Annotated in this window: 17 protein-coding genes; 6 read left to right on the forward strand and 11 right to left on the reverse strand. The window is 67.9% G+C overall.

Annotation, left to right across the window (positions count from 1 at the left end; all coding sequences use genetic code 11):
- The first annotated feature begins 32 nt into the window (after positions 1-32).
- The 5 genes from MWN34_RS09300 (at position 33) to MWN34_RS09320 (ending at position 3,992) form a co-directional block, all read left to right on the forward strand.
- Entirely contained in the window at positions 33-641 is a 609-nt protein-coding gene (locus MWN34_RS09300; protein ID WP_247028705.1) for a hypothetical protein, read from the forward strand.
- Complete coding sequence (locus MWN34_RS09305; RefSeq protein WP_247028706.1) at positions 638-1,228, forward strand: histidine phosphatase family protein; 591 nt, start codon at positions 638-640, stop codon at positions 1,226-1,228. The genes MWN34_RS09300 and MWN34_RS09305 overlap by 4 nt, the downstream gene beginning before the upstream one ends.
- 48 nt (positions 1,229-1,276) lie before the next feature.
- A complete protein-coding gene (locus MWN34_RS09310) occupies positions 1,277-2,650 on the forward strand; it encodes a leucyl aminopeptidase family protein (RefSeq protein ID WP_247028707.1) in 1,374 nt (457 codons plus the stop codon).
- A gap of 114 nt (positions 2,651-2,764) precedes the next feature.
- On the forward strand, positions 2,765-3,115 hold the full coding sequence (locus MWN34_RS09315) for a MarR family transcriptional regulator (RefSeq protein ID WP_247028708.1): 351 nt from the start codon (positions 2,765-2,767) through the stop codon (positions 3,113-3,115).
- 10 nt (positions 3,116-3,125) lie between these two features.
- A complete protein-coding gene (locus MWN34_RS09320; RefSeq protein ID WP_247028709.1) occupies positions 3,126-3,992 on the forward strand; it encodes a C40 family peptidase in 867 nt (288 codons plus the stop codon).
- Positions 3,993-4,044: 52 nt separating this feature from the next.
- Here MWN34_RS09320 and MWN34_RS09325 read toward each other — a convergent pair whose 3' ends face one another.
- From MWN34_RS09325 to MWN34_RS09360, 8 genes are all read right to left on the reverse strand, one after another.
- A complete protein-coding gene (locus tag MWN34_RS09325) occupies positions 4,045-4,995 on the reverse strand; it encodes a 2-hydroxyacid dehydrogenase (RefSeq protein WP_247028710.1) in 951 nt (316 codons plus the stop codon).
- Entirely contained in the window at positions 4,992-5,648 is a 657-nt protein-coding gene (locus MWN34_RS09330) for an NUDIX domain-containing protein (RefSeq protein WP_343311924.1), read from the reverse strand. The genes MWN34_RS09325 and MWN34_RS09330 overlap by 4 nt, the downstream gene beginning before the upstream one ends.
- Positions 5,645-7,282, reverse strand: coding sequence for an ABC transporter ATP-binding protein (locus MWN34_RS09335; RefSeq protein ID WP_247028711.1), 1,638 nt, complete (start codon positions 7,280-7,282; stop codon positions 5,645-5,647). The genes MWN34_RS09330 and MWN34_RS09335 overlap by 4 nt, the downstream gene beginning before the upstream one ends.
- A gap of 26 nt (positions 7,283-7,308) precedes the next feature.
- Positions 7,309-8,475, reverse strand: coding sequence for an ABC transporter permease (locus MWN34_RS09340; RefSeq protein WP_247028712.1), 1,167 nt, complete (start codon positions 8,473-8,475; stop codon positions 7,309-7,311).
- Positions 8,476-9,582, reverse strand: a complete 1,107-nt coding sequence (locus MWN34_RS09345) for a microcin C ABC transporter permease YejB (RefSeq protein ID WP_247028713.1) — start codon at positions 9,580-9,582, stop codon at positions 8,476-8,478.
- Between the two features lie 88 nt (positions 9,583-9,670).
- Positions 9,671-11,617, reverse strand: a complete 1,947-nt coding sequence (locus MWN34_RS09350; protein ID WP_247028714.1) for an extracellular solute-binding protein — start codon at positions 11,615-11,617, stop codon at positions 9,671-9,673.
- A gap of 11 nt (positions 11,618-11,628) precedes the next feature.
- Complete coding sequence (locus MWN34_RS09355) at positions 11,629-13,434, reverse strand: extracellular solute-binding protein (RefSeq protein WP_247028855.1); 1,806 nt, start codon at positions 13,432-13,434, stop codon at positions 11,629-11,631.
- A 360-nt stretch (positions 13,435-13,794) separates the two neighbouring features.
- A complete protein-coding gene (locus MWN34_RS09360) occupies positions 13,795-14,400 on the reverse strand; it encodes a c-type cytochrome (protein ID WP_247028715.1) in 606 nt (201 codons plus the stop codon).
- Positions 14,401-14,831: 431 nt separating this feature from the next.
- Between MWN34_RS09360 and MWN34_RS09365 the strand changes: the two genes are divergently transcribed.
- Positions 14,832-15,686: a prephenate dehydratase gene (locus MWN34_RS09365; RefSeq protein ID WP_247028716.1), complete on the forward strand. Its 855-nt coding sequence runs from the start codon at positions 14,832-14,834 to the stop codon at positions 15,684-15,686.
- 92 nt (positions 15,687-15,778) lie between these two features.
- On the opposite strand, the gene fabI is transcribed toward MWN34_RS09365, so the two are convergent.
- From fabI to fabA, 3 genes are all read right to left on the reverse strand, one after another.
- On the reverse strand, positions 15,779-16,618 hold the full coding sequence (fabI, locus tag MWN34_RS09370; protein ID WP_247028717.1) for an enoyl-ACP reductase FabI: 840 nt from the start codon (positions 16,616-16,618) through the stop codon (positions 15,779-15,781).
- A 44-nt stretch (positions 16,619-16,662) separates the two neighbouring features.
- Positions 16,663-17,883, reverse strand: a complete 1,221-nt coding sequence (gene fabB / locus MWN34_RS09375) for a beta-ketoacyl-ACP synthase I (RefSeq protein WP_247028719.1) — start codon at positions 17,881-17,883, stop codon at positions 16,663-16,665.
- Between the two features lie 196 nt (positions 17,884-18,079).
- Positions 18,080-18,586 carry a 3-hydroxyacyl-[acyl-carrier-protein] dehydratase FabA gene (gene fabA / locus MWN34_RS09380; RefSeq protein ID WP_247028857.1) on the reverse strand — a complete coding sequence of 169 codons (507 nt, stop codon included), beginning with the start codon at positions 18,584-18,586 and terminating at the stop codon, positions 18,080-18,082.
- Positions 18,587-18,630 lie beyond the last annotated feature (44 nt).

Below are 18,630 nucleotides of genomic sequence, written 5' to 3' on the forward strand. Positions count from 1 at the left end.
CTGCTCGTCGTGAGGCCTTCATGGGGAAAAGCATGGCATCCGGCCGGATCAATCCTGTCTTCTTTGGCCTGAAGGCCGCTCTTCTGGCCGCGGCGCTGCTGGGGAGCGGCGCCGCCTCGGCGCAGACGCCCTCAATCGTGGTGCGCCCGCCGCCCGGTTCGGGCGATCCCTCGCTGGCCGCGCCTCCCGGCACCGGTCCCGGTCTCGATCGCGGGCCGCCACCCACCTTCGAGCAATATCCGCTCATCAACCGCATCTTCGGTTTCGGCGGGCTGGTCTTCCCGAATTATGTGAGCCCCAGCACGGGCCGCAACGGACCGGATCGGTTCGCCTTCGTCACCGGCGGCGGTTCCTCGTCGCTGATCTTCGCGGCCGGCACGGTGGACCGGCTGTGCCAGATGGGACAGGTGCCGACGATCACCGTGCTGAAGGGCCCGCGCACCGGGCGCCTGCGTACCGATATCGGCGGCTTCACCGCCACCGGCACCGATGCCGGCTCGCGCTTGTGCGTCGGCCGGCAGGTCGAGGGGGCACGAATCTTCTACAAGGGCTTCCCCGGTGCTGGCGGCGACAGCATCACCGTGCGCGTGGCCTATCCTCCGCTCGGCCGCAGCTACACCCACACCATTCCCATCAGATGAGCCGCCCGCGCATCTATCTGGTCCGGCACGGCGAGACCGACTGGAACCTTGCCGGGCGGCTGCAGGGCGGCAAGGATATCCCGCTCAACGATCTCGGCCGCGAGCAGGCGGTGACCAGCGCGCGGGTGATCCAGGAGATGGACCGCGATCCCGGTCGCCTGTTCTACGTGTCGAGCCCGCTCCAGCGCACCGCCGGCACCATGGCGATCCTGCGAGCCACGCTTGGCCTCAGGCCGGACGACTTCGCCCGCGACGACCGTTTCCGCGAGATTCGCTATGGACGCTGGGAGGGCATGAGCTGGCCCGAACTGCGCCGCCGCGAGCCGGAGAACCTCGCTGTCCGCGACGCCGACCCCTGGAACTTTGTGGCGCCCGATGGCGAGAGCTTCGCGATGTTGAGCATGCGCGTGCTGCCGGCGCTGGCCGAGCTGAAGCAGGACAGCGTCGTCGTAACCCATGGCGGCGTGGTGCGGGTGGTGCTGCACGCGCTGGCCGGCATGCCGGCTGCGGAGGCCGCGGAACTCCCGGTGCGGCAGGGCGCGGTCTATGTGGTGGGCGAGGGCGGCTTCGAGCTCGCCATCCCCTGATCTCAGCCTTCCTCATCTGCCGATCTCGTGCCCGTTGCGGAGCCGTTCATGACCGATCGCCTCATCCCCGCTTCCGAAGCCCTGAATGTGCGCCCGATCTGGTGCGTGACCCGCAAGGACTGGCGGATGGCCAGCGGCCCGTTGCCGGCCGCGCAATTCGCCTTCGCCGAAGCCTGCGGGTTTCGTGGCGATCCGGGTGCGGTGCAGGTGCTGCCCGACTCCGAGGGCGGGGTCGGGGGCGTGCTGTTCGGTTTCGATCCGGAGGCCGATCCGCTCGGCTGCGGCAAGCTCGCGACCAGCCTGCCGGCGGGCGACTACCGCTTCGCCAACGCAGTGGCGGACCCGTCGCTTGCCGCGCTTGCCTTTGCCCTCGGCGGCTATCGCTTCGAGCGCTACCGCACCCGCAAGGGTGCGCGCGCCCGGCTCGTGGTGCCGGCCGGGGTGGACGTCGCTGCGCTGCGCCGGACCGCCGAGTCGGTCGCCCTGACCCGCGATCTCGTCAACACGCCGGCCAATGACCTCGGCCCCGCGGAACTGGAGGATGCGGTGCGCAACGTCGCCTCCGCCTTCGGCGCCGAGGTCGCGGTGATCGCTGGCGATGACCTGCTCGCCGCCAATTTCCCGATGATCCACGCGGTCGGCAAGGCGAGCCCGCGGGCGCCGCGGCTGATCGACCTGACCTGGGGCCCGGCGGACGCGCCGAAGGTGACGCTGGTCGGCAAGGGCGTGTGTTTCGACACCGGCGGCCTCGACATCAAGCCGTCGAGCGGCATGCTGCTGATGAAGAAGGACATGGGCGGGGCGGCCAACGCCCTGGGCCTTGCCCGCATGATCATGGCGCGTGGATTGAAGGTCAGGCTGCGCCTGCTGATTCCGGCCGTCGAGAACGCGATTTCCGGTCTTGCCTTCAGGCCTGGCGACATCCTCCCGTCCCGCAAGGGCCTCACCGTCGAGATCGGCAACACCGATGCCGAGGGCCGGCTCGTGCTGGGCGATGCGCTGGCCTATGCCGACGAGGAAGCGCCCGAACTGATGATCGACTTCGCGACGCTGACCGGCGCCGCCCGCGTCGCGCTCGGCCCCCAGCTTCCCCCCGCCTATACCGATGACGAGGCGCTGGCCGCCACGCTCGCCCGCCACGCCGCGGCGCAGGCCGATCCGCTGTGGCGGATGCCGCTCTGGCAGCCTTACGCCTCCATGCTCGACAGCCCGATTGCGGACATCAACAACGCGCCGGGCTCCGGTTTCGCCGGCTCCATAACGGCGGCGCTGTTCCTAAAGCGCTTCGTCGAACGGGCCTCCTCGTGGCTGCATCTCGACATCTATGCCTGGAACCCGTCGGCCCGGCCGGGGCGGCCCGAAGGCGGCGAGGCGCAGACCATCCGTGCACTCGATGCACTGATCGCCGAGCGCTACGGCTGAGCAAGCGAAAAGCGCCGCATTAAGATTTCATTGCCTTGCGCCGGCCATGATGGGGCGAACAATACGTCTCCGTAATGATCGCGCCGGTCTCCTCCGGCGCAGAGGGTGTGCGCGATGGCCGTCGAGATGCGTCCGTCCCAGGCGCTGCGCCTGCTCCAGGAGCTGGCGCTCGCACAGGTGCGCGACGCCGAGCCCGACCTCTCGCCGCGCCAACTCGCCATCCTGCTTACCGTCTATCTCGATGCTCCGCCCCACACGGTGCGCGGCCTTGCCGTGCGGCTCGGCGTGACAAAGCCCGTCATCACCCGTGCGCTTGACACGATGGGCGAGCTGCGGCTGGTGTCGCGCCGCCGCGACGAGGCCGACCGGCGCAACGTGATCATCCAGCGCACGGTGGAAGGCGCGCTTTATCTGGAGCGGCTCGGCGACCTGGTCGTTGATGTCGCCCGCAATCTCCCGCGATGAGACGTCCTCCATGACCGGTTTCGACCCCCGCCTGACGCCTGCCCGCCCGGATCTTGCCGCCGCATCGCTGCGCGACCGGGTGGAAGCGCCACGCTTCGTGGAGGGAACTGTGCAGCGCGTGGTCTGGCCCCGCGCCGCGCTGCGCAAGGAGCCGAACCCGATGGCGAGCCTCGTGACCGAGGCCATTTATGGCGAGACCGCCACCATCTACGAGATCGACGGCGAGGGCTGGGCGTGGGGCCAGCTCGATGCCGATGGCTATGTCGGCTTCATGCCGGCCGAGGCGCTGGTGGCGCCGGGGGCTGCGGTCACTCACAAGGTGGCGGCTATGTCGACGCCGGCCTTTCCCGGACCCAGCATCAAGCTGCCGCCGGAAGCACTGCTGCCCTTCGGCGCCCGCGTCAGCATCGTGCGGGAGAAGGACCGCTTCCTCGTAACCGATAGCGGGCTCCACATCTTTGCCGACCACCTCGCCCCGCTCGATCGTTTCGAGGCCGATCCGGTCGCGGTGGCGGCGCGGTTCCTCGGGCTGCCCTATCTATGGGGCGGGCGCTCAAGCCAGGGCCTGGATTGTTCCGGCCTCGTCCAGACCGCGCTCAACGCCTGCGGCGTCGCCTGCCCGCGCGACAGCGACATGCAGGAGGCCGCGCTCGGCGAACCGGTCGACTTCGACGGCGACATCTCGGTGCTGCGGCGCGGCGATCTCGTCTTCTGGCCGGGCCATGTCGGCATGGTGGAGGACGCCGACACCCTGCTGCACGCCACCGCGTATTTCATGGCGGTCGTGCGGGAGCCGCTTGGCGCCGCGCTGGCCCGCATCGCATCGGCGTCGGCACCGGTGCGGACCGTAAAGCGGCTGGTTGGTCAGATCGTTTGACGCGAGAGCACTTTCTCGTCGATCAGGTGATTCCACCCGATCGCAAAGGGCTCTAATAGCCGACTGAGCGGTCCACCACGTTCTGCAAGGGTTCGCCCGTCTCGAAGCGGCGGATCTGTTCGAGAATGGCGCGGAACAGCCGGTCGGGGTCGGGGTCGGCCGCCATGTGGGGCGTCAGCAGCACATTGGGCAGGTCCCAGAGCGGGCTGGATTCGGACAGCGGCTCGGTCTCGAACACGTCGAGCGAGGCGGCGAGCAAAGTGCCGTCGGTCAGCGCGGCGATGACCTCCGGCTCATTCTGCAGGCCGCCGCGCCCGGCGTTGATCAGCACCGGCCCGCCGAGCGCGCCGTCGCGGGGGAGCTGACGCAGCAGCTCCGCGTCGATGATGCCGCGCGTCTCCGGCGTCAGCGGAAGCAGCACCACGAGAATGTCGGTCTCGGCGAGGAACGCCGGCAATTCGGCCTCGCCGGTGAAGTAGCGAATGCCGGTGAGCTGCTTGGCCGAGCGGCTCCAACCCAAAACCGTGAAACCCATCATGACGAGCTTGTGCGCGGCGTCGCGGCCGAGTTCGCCCATGCCCATGATGCCGACCCGCACGGCAGGCGCGGAGGGCTGGTCGTGCTGATTCCACTGCCGTGCCCGCTGGTCGAGCAGAGCGCGGGGCAGGCGGCGGTGATGGGCCAGCACGTTCAGCACCACATATTCCGACATGCGGATGGTGAGGTCGGAATCCACCACGCGGACCAGCGGCACCTCGGGCGGCAGGGCCGGATCGGCGATGAGCGAATCGACGCCCGCGCCCAGCGAGAACAGCACCTTCAGGTTTGGCAGCGCGGCCAGCGTGCCGGGCTCCGGCTTCCAGCCGCAGGCATAGGTGATCTGGGAGAGGTCGCCGGCGTCGGGCCACAGCCGGATGTCCTGCTCCGGCGCCAGCACGCGGAAGCGTTCCGCCCAGTTCGCGGCATCGAGTCCGGTGGCAGCGACGAGGATGGCGCCGTTCATGACCGCTCCTCCACAAAGGCCCGCACGTCCGCCCGCTCGCGATTGAGCGCGAACCATTGCAACGCGGTCATCAGGAAGGAATTACCGATCGTGCCGGCGGCCAGTGCGGCGAGAGCATCGCCGGTGCGCACCAGAAGGGGGCGAGTGTGCTCCTGTTCGCTTGCCGCGCCCGCCTCGCAGGGTACCGTCGCGGCGTCGACCAGGGCGAGAAAGACATTGGCGTATTCGTCGGAGCAGCCGGGGGAGGGCATGAAGCGGTAGATCGGCAGGAGGGCGCGGGGGGCGACGCCGATCTCCTCGATACATTCGCGGATCGCCGCCCGATCCGGCGCCTCGCCGGGCTCGATCCCGCCGGCGACGATCTCGACGCTGCCGCCACGCCCGGTGGCGAGATGCGCAGGCAGGCGGAACTGGCGGATCAGCACGAAGCAATCCAGCACCGGGTCGAAGGCCAGAACGGCGGCGACATTGCCCACCCGCAGCACGTCGCGATCATAGGAAACGGGCGTGCCACCCCGTCCGGCGAGGGTCACGTCGAAGCGGTCATAGGGCCGGAAGCCGTCGCCCAGCAGGCGCGGGCTGGAGAGCTCCACCTCCACCGGCGTATCGGCGATCTGTTCGGTAAAGCGCGGCATGCCCACCCGTTGATTCACGTCGTGGCCTTTTCGCTGGCGGTATCGAGATTGAAGGCGGCAGCGAACAGCGCCTTGGTATAGGCCTCGCGCGGATTGCGGAAGATGCTGCGGCTGTCGCCTTCCTCCACCACCTTGCCGCCCCGCATGACGAGGATGCGCGAAGCCAGCGCCGAGACCACGCGCAGATCGTGGCTGATGAAGAGATAGGTCAGGCCGCGCTGCTTCTGCAGGTCGCGCAGCAGGTCGACGATCTGGGCCTGCACGATCATGTCGAGCGCGCTGGTCGGCTCGTCCAGCACCACGAAAGACGGCTCCAGCACGATGGCGCGGGCGATCGAGACGCGCTGGCGCTGGCCGCCGGAGAATTCGTGCGGGTAGCGGTGCCGGGTTTCGGGGTCGAGACCGACATCGCGCAGGGCGGCGATCACCTTCGCCTCGCGCTCGGCCTCGGAAAGCTTCGGCATGTGGACGCGCAGGCCCTCGCCGACGATGTCCGCCACCGACATGCGCGGGGAGAGCGAGCCGAACGGATCCTGGAACACCACCTGCATCGCGTTGCGGCGCGGGCGCATCGCCTTGAAGCCGAGGGCGTCGATCGGCTGGCCCATGAAGACGATGGGGCCGCGCGAGGAGATCAGCCGCAGCAGCGCGAGGCCGAGCGTGGTCTTGCCCGATCCGCTCTCGCCGACCACGCCCAGCGTCTCGCCGCGGTGGATGGCGAGGGACACGCCGTCCACCGCCTTCACATGGCCGACCGTGCGCCGCAGCACGCCGCGCTTGATCGGAAACCAGACCTTGAGGTCCTTCGTCTCCATGATGAGCGGGGCGTCGGGCTGGCTCGGCGCCGGTTCGCCCTTGGGCTGGGCGGCGATCAGGGCGCGCGTATAGGGGTGCTGAGGGGCGCCGAACACGTCGCGCACGGAGCCGTGCTCGACGATGCGCCCGCTCTTCATCACGCAGACCCGGTCGGCGATTTTTTGCACGATGCCGAGGTCATGGGTGATGAACAGCATGGTCATGCCGAGGCGGGTCTGCAGGTCCTTCAGCAGCTTCAGGATCTGCGCCTGAACCGTCACGTCGAGCGCGGTGGTCGGCTCGTCGGCGATCAGGAGCCTGGGCTCGTTGGCGAGGGCCATGGCGATCATCACGCGCTGGCGCTGGCCGCCGGAGAGCTGGTGCGGATAGGAGCCGAGCCGCGTCTCGGGCTCCGGGATGCCGACCTCGGTGAGCAGTTCGATCACCCGCTTGCGGGCCGCCGCCCCGCGCAGGCGGCCATGGAGCTCCAGGATCTCGACGATCTGGTGCTCAACGGTGTGCAGCGGGTTCAGCGAACTCATGGGTTCCTGAAACACCATGGTGATGTCGTTGCCGCGCACCGAACGGATCTCCCGCTCGCTCATGGCGAGCAGGTCCTTGCCTTCAAACAGCACTTGCCCGGACGGATGCGAGGCGGCCGGATATTGCAGCAGCTTGAGGATGGAGAGCGCCGTCACCGACTTGCCGGATCCGCTTTCCCCCACCAGCGCCAGCGTCTCGCCGCGTTGAATGTCGAACGACACATGATCGACCGCCAGCGCCGTCGATCCCTCGCGGGCGAAGGCGACGGACAGGTCGCGGACGGAGAGCAGGGGGGCTGTCGTCGGTTCTGTCATCGGTTCCTTCACCGGCACAGGTTCCTTCACCGGAAGGTCTTCCGCGGGTCGAAGGCGTCGCGCACGCCTTCGCCGATGAAGATCAGCAGGCTCAGCATGAAGGCCACCGTGAAGAAGCCGGTGAGGCCGAGCCAGGGGGCCTGCACATTCGCCTTGCCCTGCGCCAGCAATTCGCCGAGCGAGGGCGAGCCGGGGGGCAGGCCGAAGCCGAGGAAGTCCAGCGCCGTCAGCGTCATCACCGAGGACGAGACGATGAAGGGCAGCATGGTGAGCGTCGCCACCATCGCGTTGGGCAGCAGGTGCCGGGCCATGATGACCGGGTTCGAGACGCCGAGCGCGCGGGCCGCCTGCACATATTCGAAATTGCGCCCGCGCAGGAATTCGGCCCGCACCAGTCCGACGAGAGCCACCCATTCAAACAAAAGCAGGATGCCGAGCAGCACCCAGAAGCCGGGCACCAGCACGGAGGAGATGATCAGCAGCAGATAGAGCGAGGGGATCGCGGTCCAGATCTCGATGAATCGCTGGAACAGGAGGTCGGTCCAGCCGCCGAAATAGCCCTGGATCGCGCCGGCCGTGACGCCGACCACCGAGGAGATGATGGTGAGCGTCAGGCCGAACAGCACCGAGATGCGGAAGCCGTAGATCAGCCGGGCCAGCACGTCGCGGCCTTGGTCGTCGGTGCCAAGCCAGTTCCATTCCAGGGCGTCGCACGGATTGCCGCTGCCGGCGAATCCCTTCTTCTCCGCCACCGGCCGGCACTGGTCGGCGCTCAGCATCCAGGTCGGCGGCGAAGGCGCCGGCGTCGGCAGGTCGAGATTATGGGTGTCGTAGCTGTAGCGGATCGGCGGCCACACCATGTAGCCGCCCTTCTCCGCGATCAGCTTCTGCAGATAGGGGTCGCGATAATCCGCCTCGGTCTCGAAATCGCCCCCGAAGGTGGTCTCCGCGTAGTGGCGCAGCGCCGGCACGTAATAGGCGCCGTCATATTTGACGAGGAACGGCTTGTCGTTGGCGATGAACTCCGCGAACAGGCTGGCGATGAACAGCACCAGGAAGATCCAGAAGCTCCACCAGCCGCGCCGGTTACGGCGGAAATTGGCGAGCCGGCGCTGGTTGATCGGCGAGAGCCGGCCCGGTCGCGGGGCGGGCGGCAGCGTCGCGGTGGCTTCGACCGGCACGGTCGCGTCCATTCAGACCTCCCGCGTCTCGAAGTCGATGCGCGGATCGACCCAGGTGTAGGTCAGGTCCGAGATGAGCCCGACCACGAGGCCGAGCAGCGAGAAGATGTAGAGCGTGGCGAACACCACCGGATAATCGCGGTTCAGCACGCTCTCGAAACCGAGCAGGCCGAGCCCGTCCAGCGAGAAGATGGTTTCGATCAGCAGCGAGGAGGTGAAGAAGGCCGAGACGAAGGCGCCCGGAAAGCCGGCGATGACGATGAGCATCGCATTGCGGAACACATGGCCATAGAGCACCCGTCGCTCCGACAGGCCCTTCATCCGCGCGGTGACGACATATTGCTTGCGGATCTCGTCGAGGAACGAGTTCTTGGTCAGCAGCGCGGTGGTGGCGAAGGCGCCGAGCGCCATGGAGACGATCGGCAGCACGAGGTGCCAGAAATAGTCGACGATCTTGCCGCCGAGCGAGAGTTGGTCCCAATTGTCGGAGGTGAGGCCGCGCAGCGGGAACAGCGAGAAGAACGAGCCTCCGGCGAACAGCACGATCAGCAGGATCGCGAACAGGAAGCTCGGCACCGCATAGCCTATGATGATGATGCCCGAGGTCCAGATGTCGAAGCGCGAGCCGTCGCGCACTGCCTTGGCGATGCCGAGCGGGATCGAGATCGAATAGCTCAGCAGCATCATCCACAGGCCGAGCGAGATCGAAACCGGCATCTTCTCCTTGATGAGGTCGATGACCGAGATGTCGCGGAAATAGGACCGGCCGAAGTCGAAGCGGATGTAGTTCCACAGCATCAGGCCGAAGCGCTCATAGGCCGGCTTGTCGAAGCCGAACTGCTTCTCCAGCTCGCGGATGAAATCCGGGTTCAGACCCTGCGCGCCGCGATATTTCGATGAGACCGGATCGCCCGAGGGCGCGCCCTGACGGGAGGCGCCGAAATCCCCGCCCTGTCCGGAAATACGCGCCGTGGCATCCGAACCCTCGCCGGTGAGCTGGGCGATGACGCGCTCCACCGGCCCGCCGGGGGCGAACTGCACCACGATGAACGACACCAGCATGATCCCGATGATGGTCGGGATCATCAGGGCGATGCGGCGGACGATGTAAGCGAGCATGCGGTTGGGGCATCCTGCCGGGGGACGTACAAAGGTGGCGGGGCGATCCGGCGCCGTCAATCGCCGGAAGCCCCGGCGCGGCGCGTCGTCAACCGGGCGGCGGAGTGTCGGGCGCGGAGGCGGGCGGTGGCTCGGGTTCCGGCTCGGGCGCGTCGGGCTTCGCCCACCATGAGGAGGGGATGGCGCGGTCATAGCGGGGCGCCGGCTTGTCGGGCCGGGCGAACACGTTCCAATAGGCGATGCGGTGCTGGCCGCTATACCATTGCGGCACCCAGTAGCGTCCGGCGCGCAGGAGGCGGTCGAGCGCGCGGCAGGCGGAGCGCAGCTCGTCGCGGCTGCGGGCGGCGATGACGGTTTCCACCAGCGCGTCCACCGCAGGGCTCGCAATGCCGGAGAGGTTGTTCGAGCCCGGCGTTGCCGCCGCCCGCGAGCCGAAGAAGGCACGCAGCGCCTCACCCGGCAAGGTGGAGACGGAAAAGCGGCGCACCGTGGCGTCGAAGTCGAACTCCTTCAGCCGCTGCTGGTACTGCGCCGGATCGACCACCCGGAACGAGGCGGCGATGCCGAGCGTGCCGAGATTCTTGATGAAGGGTGCGGTGTGGCGTTCCAGCGAGCCCTCGTCATCGAGGAATTCGAGGGTGAAGGGCTGCCCCTTGTCATTGGCGAGGCGACCGTCCCGGATGCTCCAGCCGGCCTCGCGTAGCAATTGCACGGCGTGGCGCAGCAGCGCACGGTCCTGCCCGGAGCCATCCGAGACCGGGGGCGACCAGGGCTCGCCCTTCAGCTCGTCATACACTTCCGGCGGCACCTTCCCCTTGACGGTCTCGATCAGCGCCAGCTCGTCCGGCCCGGCCGGGCCCTCGGCCTTCAGTTCGGAGTTCTCGAAGAAGGAGGTGGTCCGCTCATACAGGCCGAACATCAGGTTGCGGTTGGTCCACTCGAAGTCGAAGGCATAGGACAGCGCCTCGCGCACCCGGCGATCGGAAAATTGCGGGCGGCGCAGATTGAGGAACCAGCCCTGCGCGCCGGAGGGCGTCTGGTCGGGCAGGCTCTCGCGCTTCACCCGCCCGTCCTTGAAGGCGGGGAAATCATACCCCGTGGCCCAGGTACGGGAGGTGAATTCCTGCCGGAACAGGTAGGACTTCGCCTTGAAGGCCTCGAAGCCGATGTCGCGGTCGCGGAAATATTCGAAGCGCAGCACGTCGAAATTGTTGATGCCGCGATTGACCGGCAGGTCGCGCCCCCAATAGTCCGCCACCCGTTCATAGGCGATGAAGCGCCCGGCCTCGAACCGGCCGATGCGATAGGGGCCCGAGCCGAGCGGGGGCTCCATGGTTGTCTGGTCGAAGGGCCGGCCGGCGTAATAGGCCTTCGAGAACACCGGCAGCGTCGCCACGTAGAGCGGCACGTCGCGCGCCCGCTTGGCGGCGAAGCGGATGGCGAGCGCATCCTCGCCCTCGGCCGCCACGCTGGTCATGTCGCGCAATTGCTGGGCGATGATGGGGTGACCCTTCAGCTTCAGCATCAGCAGCGAGAAGGCGACGTCGGCGCTGGTGAGACGCGAGCCGTCATGGAACCGCGCCTCGGGACGTAGGCGGAAGCGGTAGAGCGTGCCGTCGGCCGAGACCGCGACCGAGCGGGCCAGCAGCCCGTAGACGGCATCCGGTTCGTCGAACGCCCGTACCATCAGGCTGTCGAAGATCAGGTCGAGCCCCTGCGCCCCGTCGCCCTTCAATATGTAGCCGTTCAGCGAATTGAAGGTGTTGAAGGACTGGTTGTAGGCGGCGGTCGGACCGATCTGCGAGAAGGTGCCGCCCTTCGGCGCATCCGGGCTCACATAGTCGAAGGCGGGGAAGTCCGGGGCGTATTTCAGGTCGCCGAAGGCCGAGAGGCCGTGCAGCTCCGGCCCGGTCTCGGTGGTCTGGGCATGGGCGCCGGCGGGCAGCAGGCCGGTAAGCGCCAGCGCCCCGCCGGCCTTGAGCGCGGCGCGGCGGGTAAGGCCCGGCAGCGCCGGGAGCGGGGAGCCACGGTCCATCGGTCGCTTCCTCACGGCCGGCCGGTGGCAGCGGCCTTGTCCTTGTCCCACCACCATATGGTGGGGAAGGCGAAGGAATATTCCGGCAGCTTCTCGGGGTGGCCGAAGCGGTTCCAGCGCGCCGTGCGGTAGAATGGGTAATTCCAGGTCGGCACCACATAGTCATGGGCCAGCAGCACCCGGTCGAGGGCATGGGTGGCGGCGACGAGATCGTCGCGGTTATGCGCGTAGATCACCTTCTCGATCAGCGCGTCGATACCGGGATCCTTGATGCCGGCATAATTGGCCGAACCCTCGCGGTCGGCTGCCGCCGAGCCCCAGAAGTCGCGCTGCTCGTTGCCCGGGGAGAGCGACTGCCCCCAGCCGGCGATGATCATGTCGAAGTCGCGGGCGCGCAGGCGGTTGATGTATTGCGAGGAATCCACCACCCGCACATTCACCGTGATGCCAAGCCGCTCCAGCGTCGGCTTGTAGAACAGGGCCACGCGCTCGAAGGCGGGGTTGGCGAGCAGGATCTCGATGATGAAGGGCTTGCCGTCCGGCCCCACCAGCTTGCCGCCCTTCACCTCATAGCCGGCTTCCTTCAGCAGCCGCGCCGCCTCGCGCAGATTGGTGCGGCGCACATCGTCTCCGCCCTCCGGCGGGTTGGCATAGGGGGCGGTGAACACGCTGTCCGGGATCTGGTCCTTGACCGATTGCAGGATCTCCAGCTCGCGGCCCTGCGGCAGGCCGGAGGAGGCGAGCTCGGTGTTCTGGAAGAAGCTCGAGGTGCGCTTGTACTGGCCGTAGAACAGGGTGCGGTTCATGCCGTCGAAATCGAGCGCGGCATTCAGTGCCCGGCGCACCCGCTGGTCCTGGAACTTGGCGCGGCGCAGGTTCGGCACGAAGGCCTGCATCTGGCCGGAGGCGCGGTCGGGGAATTCCTCCAGCACCACCTTGCCCTGCTTCACCGCCGGAAAATCATAGGCCGTGGCCCAGTTCTTGGCGGAGGTTTCCATGCGGAAGTCGAACTGGTCGCCCTTGAAGGCCTCCAGCTCCACGGTGTCGTCGCGGAAATATTCGTAGCGGATCTCGTCGAGATTGTCGGTCCCGACATTCACCGGCAGGTCCTTGCCCCAATAGTCGGGCACCCGTTCGAAGGCTATGGAGCGGCCCGGCACCACCTGCTTCACCTTGTAGGCGCCCGAGCCGAGCGGGATTTCGAGCGTGCCCTGGCTGATGTCGCGCGGCTTGCCGTCGGCGCCGTTCGCGGTCCACCAGTGCTTGGGCATGATGCGGAGCTGGCCGACGATCTGCGGCAATTCGCGATTGCCGGCCTGGTCGAAGGTGAAGGTCACCTCGCGCTCGCCGGTCTTCTCCACGCCTTTGACGTGGCTGTAATAGAAGCCCTGGCGCGGGTTGTTCTTCGTCACTGCCTCGAAGGACCACATGACGTCTTCCGGCGTGATCGGGGTGCCGTCATGCCATTTGGCCTCGGGACGCAGCCGGTAGGTCACCGAGGAGAAATCGGCTGGAAAGCTCACGGATTCGGCGATGAGGCCATATTCGGTGGCCACCTCGTCGGCGGCGGGGGTCATCAGCGAATCATAGATCAGCGACATTCCGTCCGCCGGATTGCCGCGCGGCAGGATGTCGTTCAGCGTGTCGAAGGTGCCGTCGGCGGCAAGGCGGAGCAGCCCGCCCTTGGGCGCGTCCGGGTTCACATAGTCGAAGCGCTTGAAGTCGGCCGGATATTTCGGCTTGCCCAGCAGGGCGAGGCCGTGGCGCCACTGCCGCTCCTGCGATGTCCCGGTCGTGGCTGCGGAGGGCGCCGGCATTTCCGCGGGCGGCGCCTGCGGGCTGGCGGCGTTCGGAACGGGCTCGGCGCTGCCGGCCGGCGCGCTTTGGGCCAGCGCAGGATGGGAGAACGGTATCGGCAGCGCCAGCAACGTCGTCAGCACGGATGCGGTGAAGATCCGGGTTGCGGTGTGGCTCATCGTCATTCCGGCGTCCTTGGGCACATGAGGTGGCAGCGGGCGGGAGCGTTTCTTAAGACCACGCGCCGGACCGGACGGCAATCGGCCGCGCACAGGCAGAAGGGCGCGGCGATCGGATAAGAATAAGGCCGGCGCGCAAGAGCGTCGCCGGCCTGACGTGATCGTGAAACGTTACGGCATCTAACGGAATGCGCCGCGCCCTCACGGGGTCGCGGGCTTCTCCGCGGGCTTCTCGCCGGCGGGGGCGGCTGCTGGCGCGGCTGCTCCTGGCGCCGGTAGCGGCTGCGGGCTGTGCGAAAGCGTATTAAGATAGACGATCACATCGGCCCGGTCGGTCTCCTTGGCAAGGCCGGCGAAGCCCATCGCAGTGCCGGGGATGTCGCCCTTCGGGTTCTTGATGAAGTCCGAAATCTCCTGGAACGTCCAGTTGCCGCCATGAGCCTTCAGTGCGGCGGAATAGGCAAAGCCCGGTGCGCTGGCCACCGGTCGGCCGATCACGCCGAACAGGTCGGGGCCAACCTTGGGGCCGGCGCCTTCCTCGAAATTGTGGCAGGCGGCGCACTTCTTGGCGACCGTGGCGCCGCGCTCGGCGCTCGCCTTGGCCAGCAGCTCGGCGATCGGCACGTCGGCGGTCGCGGCCTGCGCCTCGCCGGAGCCCCCCGAGCTTTCCTGCACCGCGATCTCGTAGCCGGGCTTCTCGGCGTGGTGGGGCGAGAAGATGATGTCGGAGAGGACACTCAGTCCGAGCGTGAAGGTAAGCGTGCCGAGAATGGCACCGGCGATCTTGTTCAGCTCGAAGCTGTCCATCGAAATTCCGCTCCCTGATCCGTGCTCGCTCACGCTCCGGCAGCTTCGCGATCACATCGCGCCAATCTGGCGCGCCTTTCCGGCGGCCAATGGCCGTTTGGAACTAATCATTTTGACCGTAGGCCCGCAACCCGTATAAGCCCCGCGCGCATGGGGGGTTCTGGCGCCCGCGATGCCGCTCAGCCATGGCGCCGGCATCGGCTTGCGACCCGGCAAGGGCGGCGTTCCGCGGTTTTTTTGAGCTCTTCGCAGGTACGGGCTCTCCCGCAGCGGAAGGGCCGGCCGGCGGCAGGCCGCCGCTGCATGGGCGAAAAGACGTCGAGGCGCGGCGTTCGGTCGCGGGAAAGCCGGCCGTGCCGGTGCGACGGAAACACCAAGAGACGCAAGGCCGCCGGGCCGATTCGAGGCCGGCGCAGGCAAGGACGGACGAGATGACGAGGCGCAACTCCATCGTGTTCCAGGGCGAGCCCGGAGCCAATTCGCACATCGCCTGCCGGGAGGCCTATCCCGACATGGAGCCGGTGCCCTGCGCCACCTTCGAGGACGCCTTCGCCGCCCTGCAGAACGGGGAAGCCGACCTCGGCATGATCCCGATCGAGAACTCGGTGGCCGGCCGCGTCGCCGACATCCATCATCTGATGCCGACTTCGGGCCTCAACATCATCGGCGAGTATTTCCTGCCGCTCAGCCACCAGCTCGCGGCGGTGAAGGGCGCGAGCCTCGCCACGGTGAAGAGCGTGCAGAGCCATGTGATGGCGCTCGGCCAGTGCCGCAACATCATCCGCAAGCTGGGCCTCACCGCCATCGTGGGCGCCGACACGGCGGGCTCGGCGCGCGAGATCGCGGAGGCCGGCGACCCGACGCGCGGCGCGATCTGCCCGCGCCTCGCCGCCGAGATCTACGGGCTCGACATCATCGCCGAGAACATCGAGGACGAGGCTCACAACACCACGCGCTTTCTCGTGCTGGCGCGCGAGGCGGACTGGGCGCCGCTCGACAGCGGCCCGACCATGACGACCTTCGTGTTCCGCGTGCGCAACGTGCCGGCCGCGCTCTACAAGGCGATGGGCGGCTTCGCCACCAATGGCGTGAACATGACCAAGCTGGAATCCTACCAGCTCGACGGCGCTTTCCAGGCAACGCAGTTCTATGCCGACGTCGAGGGCCACCCCGACCAGCCGGCCTTGCGTTTCGCCCTCGAGGAACTGGCCTTCTTCTCCAAGGAGCTGCGCATCCTTGGCGTCTATCCCTGCCACAGCTACCGGCTGGCGTTGCCGCGCGACTGAACGGCAGCCTTTTCCGAACCGCTGCCCCTTCGCGTTCAACGAAACGGCCGGGCACTGCCCGGCCGTTCTGCATCAGGGGTGCGGGATGCCCGTCAGGCGGCGGCGACGGGGCCGTCCGTGAGGGGCGCCTCAGCGTCTTCCATCGTCTTCAGCGCGTCGGGATGCGGCATGGAGATGATGTTGTAGCCGGAATCGACGAAATGCACCTCGCCGGTGACCCCGGTGGACAGGTCGGAAGTGAGGTAGAGCGCGGCGCCGCCGACCTCGTCGAGGGTCACGGTCCGGCGCAGCGGGGCGTGGCGCTTCTGGTAGTTGAACATGAGGCGCGCATCGGCGATGCCCGCGCCGGCCAGCGTGCGGATCGGGCCGGCGGAGATCGCGTTCACGCGGATGCCTTGCGGGCCGTAATCGGCGGCGAGGTAGCGCACGCTGGCTTCCAGCGCGGCTTTGGCGACGCCCATCACATTGTAGTTCGGCATCACCCGCGTGGAGCCGCCATAGGTGAGCGTGATCAGCGAGCCGCCATCGGGCATGATCGCCGCCGCGCGTTTGGCGAGCTCGGTGAAGGAGAAGCAGGAGATCACCATGGTGCGGGTGAAGTTCGCCCGCGTGGTGTCGGCATAGCGGCCCTTCAGCTCGTTCTTGTCGGAAAAGCCGATGGCGTGGACCAGGAAGTCGATCGAGCCCCACTTTTCGGCGAGCTGGGCGAAGAGGGCATCGACGGACTCGAGATCCTCGACGTCGCAGGGCAGCACGGTGTCGCTGCCGAGGCTTTCCGCCAGCGGCTTGACCCGGCGGCCGAGCGCCTCGCCCTGATAGGTGAAGGCCAGCTCGGCGCCCTGCGCGGCCAGCGTCTTGGCGATGCCCCAGGCGATGGAGTGGTCATTGGCGACGCCCATCACCACGCCGCGCTTGCCGTTCATGAGACTCATGGCCGTTCCTTCCCCGACGGGGTGCTGTTGGCTGGCGCGCGCGATCACGCGTCGGGATGCTGGAGCACGAGCACGGCATTGGCCCCGCCGAAGCCGAAGCCGTTCGACAGCACGCGGCCGAGATGCACGTTGTCCGCCCGCTCGCGCAGGATCGGCATGTCGGCGAAGGCCGGGTCGATCTCCTCGATATGCGCGCTCGCGGAGATGAAGCCGTTCTGCATCATCAGGATGGAGTAGATCGCCTCGTGCACGCCGGTGGCGCCCTGCGAGTGGCCGGTGAGCGACTTGGTGGCGGAGATGGGCGGGCAGTCGGCGCCGAACACCGCGCGGATCGCCTCGATCTCCTTGAGGTCGCCGACCGGGGTCGAGGTGGCGTGCGGGTTGATGTAGTCGATCGGACCCTTCACGCCGGCCATGGCGAGGCGCATCGCCCGTGCCGCGCCCTCGCCGGAGGGGGCGACCATGTCGGAGCCGTCGGAGGAGGTGCCGTAGCCGACGATCTCGGCATAGATCCGAGCGCCGCGGGCCTTTGCGTGCTCCAGCTCCTCCAGCACGAGGACGCCCGCGCCGCCGGAGATCACGAAGCCGTCGCGGTTCTTGTCATAGGGGCGGGAAGCGACGGCGGGGCGGTCGTTATAGTCCGAGGACATCGCGCCCATGGCGTCGAACAGGCAGGAGAGCGTCCAGTCCAGATCCTCGCAGCCGCCGGCGAAGACGATGTCCTGCTTGCCGTACTGGATCAGCTCGGCCGCGTTGCCGATGCAGATATTGGTGGTCGCGCAGGCCGCCGAGATCGAATAGCTCGCGCCCTTGATCTTGAACCAGGTGGAGAGCGTGGCCGAGGCGGTCGAGCTCATCGCCTTGGGCACGGCGAAGGGGCCGACGCGCTTGGGGCTGTTGTTCTTGCGCGTGATGTCGGCGGCTTCGACGATGGTGCGGGTGGAGGAGCCGCCCGAGCCCATCACGAGGCCGGTGCGCTCGTTGGAGATCTCGTTCTCCTCCAGGCCGGAATCGCGGATGGCCTGTTCCATCGCGACATGGTTCCAGGCGGTGCCGCCGCCGTGGAAGCGCATGGCGCGGCGATCGACGATCTCGCTGGCGTCGAGCTGCGGGGCGCCGTGGACCTGGCTGCGGAAGCCGAGTTCGGCATAGCGGTCGGCGCGGGTGATGCCGCTCTTGCCCTCGCGCAGGGAGGCGAGAACCTCCTGCGTGGAGTTGCCGATCGACGAGACGATGCCCATACCGGTGACGACGACGCGGCGCATAGGCTTCCTTTCCTTAAGCACAGGGCTCCGACGGGGGGATGCACGATCCCGCCGCTGCCGGGTCCCGCCTGAACGGGGACGCCCCCGGCAGATGGCACCGGGAGCCGGACTGCACAAGGCCGCAAGGCCCGTGCCGCGGCGCCGGCGGGCGCCGGATGGTGCGGGCCGTGCGGCGGGAGCCGCGCCGGCCGGAATGTCAGGTCTGGAACAGGCCGACCTTGAGGTCGCTGGCGCGGTAGATCACCTCGCCATCGGCCTCCAGCCAGCCATCGGCGATGCCGAGCACCAGCTTGGAGCGCATCACGCGCTTGAAGTCGATGCCGTACACCACTTTCTTCATGGTCGGCAGCACCTGGCCCGTGAACTTCAGCTCGCCGAGGCCGAGCGCGCGCCCGCGGCCCGCGGCGCCGAGCCAGCCGAGATGGAAGCCGACGAGCTGCCACATGGCGTCGAGGCCGAGGCAGCCGGGCATCACCGGGTCGCCCTGGAAGTGGACCGGGAAGAACCAGAGGTCCGGCTTCACGTCGAGCTCCGCCCGCACATGGCCCTTGCCGTGCGGGCCGCCATTGTCCGAGATCTCGGTGATGCGGTCGAACATCAGCATGGGCGGCAGCGGCAGCTGCGCATTGCCCGGTCCGAAGAGTTCGCCCCGTCCGCAGGCGAGGAGATCCTCATATTCAAAGCTCGACCGACGCTCGACCATCTTCCCTACGTCACTTTCGTATTTCATCGCCGGGCACCGCGGGT

Origin of the sequence: Ancylobacter crimeensis, from assembly GCF_023016805.1 — a bacterium.
GTDB lineage: Bacteria > Pseudomonadota > Alphaproteobacteria > Rhizobiales > Xanthobacteraceae > Ancylobacter > Ancylobacter crimeensis.

What these genes read in the sequence shown, in the direction of transcription:
- fabI (WP_247028717.1), bottom strand. Translation starts at nt 16,618, where the DNA reads ATGAGTCTCATGAACGGCAAGCGCGGCGTGGTGATGGGCGTCGCCAAT.
- MWN34_RS09320 (WP_247028709.1), top strand. Translation starts at nt 3,126, where the DNA reads ATGACCGGTTTCGACCCCCGCCTGACGCCTGCCCGCCCGGATCTTGCC.
- MWN34_RS09360 (WP_247028715.1), bottom strand. Translation starts at nt 14,400, where the DNA reads ATGGACAGCTTCGAGCTGAACAAGATCGCCGGTGCCATTCTCGGCACG.
- MWN34_RS09340 (WP_247028712.1), bottom strand. Translation starts at nt 8,475, where the DNA reads ATGGACGCGACCGTGCCGGTCGAAGCCACCGCGACGCTGCCGCCCGCC.
- MWN34_RS09365 (WP_247028716.1), top strand. Translation starts at nt 14,832, where the DNA reads ATGACGAGGCGCAACTCCATCGTGTTCCAGGGCGAGCCCGGAGCCAAT.
- MWN34_RS09325 (WP_247028710.1), bottom strand. Translation starts at nt 4,995, where the DNA reads ATGAACGGCGCCATCCTCGTCGCTGCCACCGGACTCGATGCCGCGAAC.
- MWN34_RS09315 (WP_247028708.1), top strand. Translation starts at nt 2,765, where the DNA reads ATGGCCGTCGAGATGCGTCCGTCCCAGGCGCTGCGCCTGCTCCAGGAG.
- MWN34_RS09305 (WP_247028706.1), top strand. Translation starts at nt 638, where the DNA reads ATGAGCCGCCCGCGCATCTATCTGGTCCGGCACGGCGAGACCGACTGG.
- MWN34_RS09350 (WP_247028714.1), bottom strand. Translation starts at nt 11,617, where the DNA reads ATGGACCGTGGCTCCCCGCTCCCGGCGCTGCCGGGCCTTACCCGCCGC.
- MWN34_RS09355 (WP_247028855.1), bottom strand. Translation starts at nt 13,434, where the DNA reads ATGCCGGCGCCCTCCGCAGCCACGACCGGGACATCGCAGGAGCGGCAG.
- MWN34_RS09310 (WP_247028707.1), top strand. Translation starts at nt 1,277, where the DNA reads ATGACCGATCGCCTCATCCCCGCTTCCGAAGCCCTGAATGTGCGCCCG.
- fabB (WP_247028719.1), bottom strand. Translation starts at nt 17,883, where the DNA reads ATGCGCCGCGTCGTCGTCACCGGTATGGGCATCGTCTCGTCGATCGGC.
- MWN34_RS09335 (WP_247028711.1), bottom strand. Translation starts at nt 7,282, where the DNA reads ATGACAGAACCGACGACAGCCCCCCTGCTCTCCGTCCGCGACCTGTCC.
- fabA (WP_247028857.1), bottom strand. Translation starts at nt 18,586, where the DNA reads ATGGTCGAGCGTCGGTCGAGCTTTGAATATGAGGATCTCCTCGCCTGC.
- MWN34_RS09345 (WP_247028713.1), bottom strand. Translation starts at nt 9,582, where the DNA reads ATGCTCGCTTACATCGTCCGCCGCATCGCCCTGATGATCCCGACCATC.
- MWN34_RS09300 (WP_247028705.1), top strand. Translation starts at nt 33, where the DNA reads ATGGCATCCGGCCGGATCAATCCTGTCTTCTTTGGCCTGAAGGCCGCT.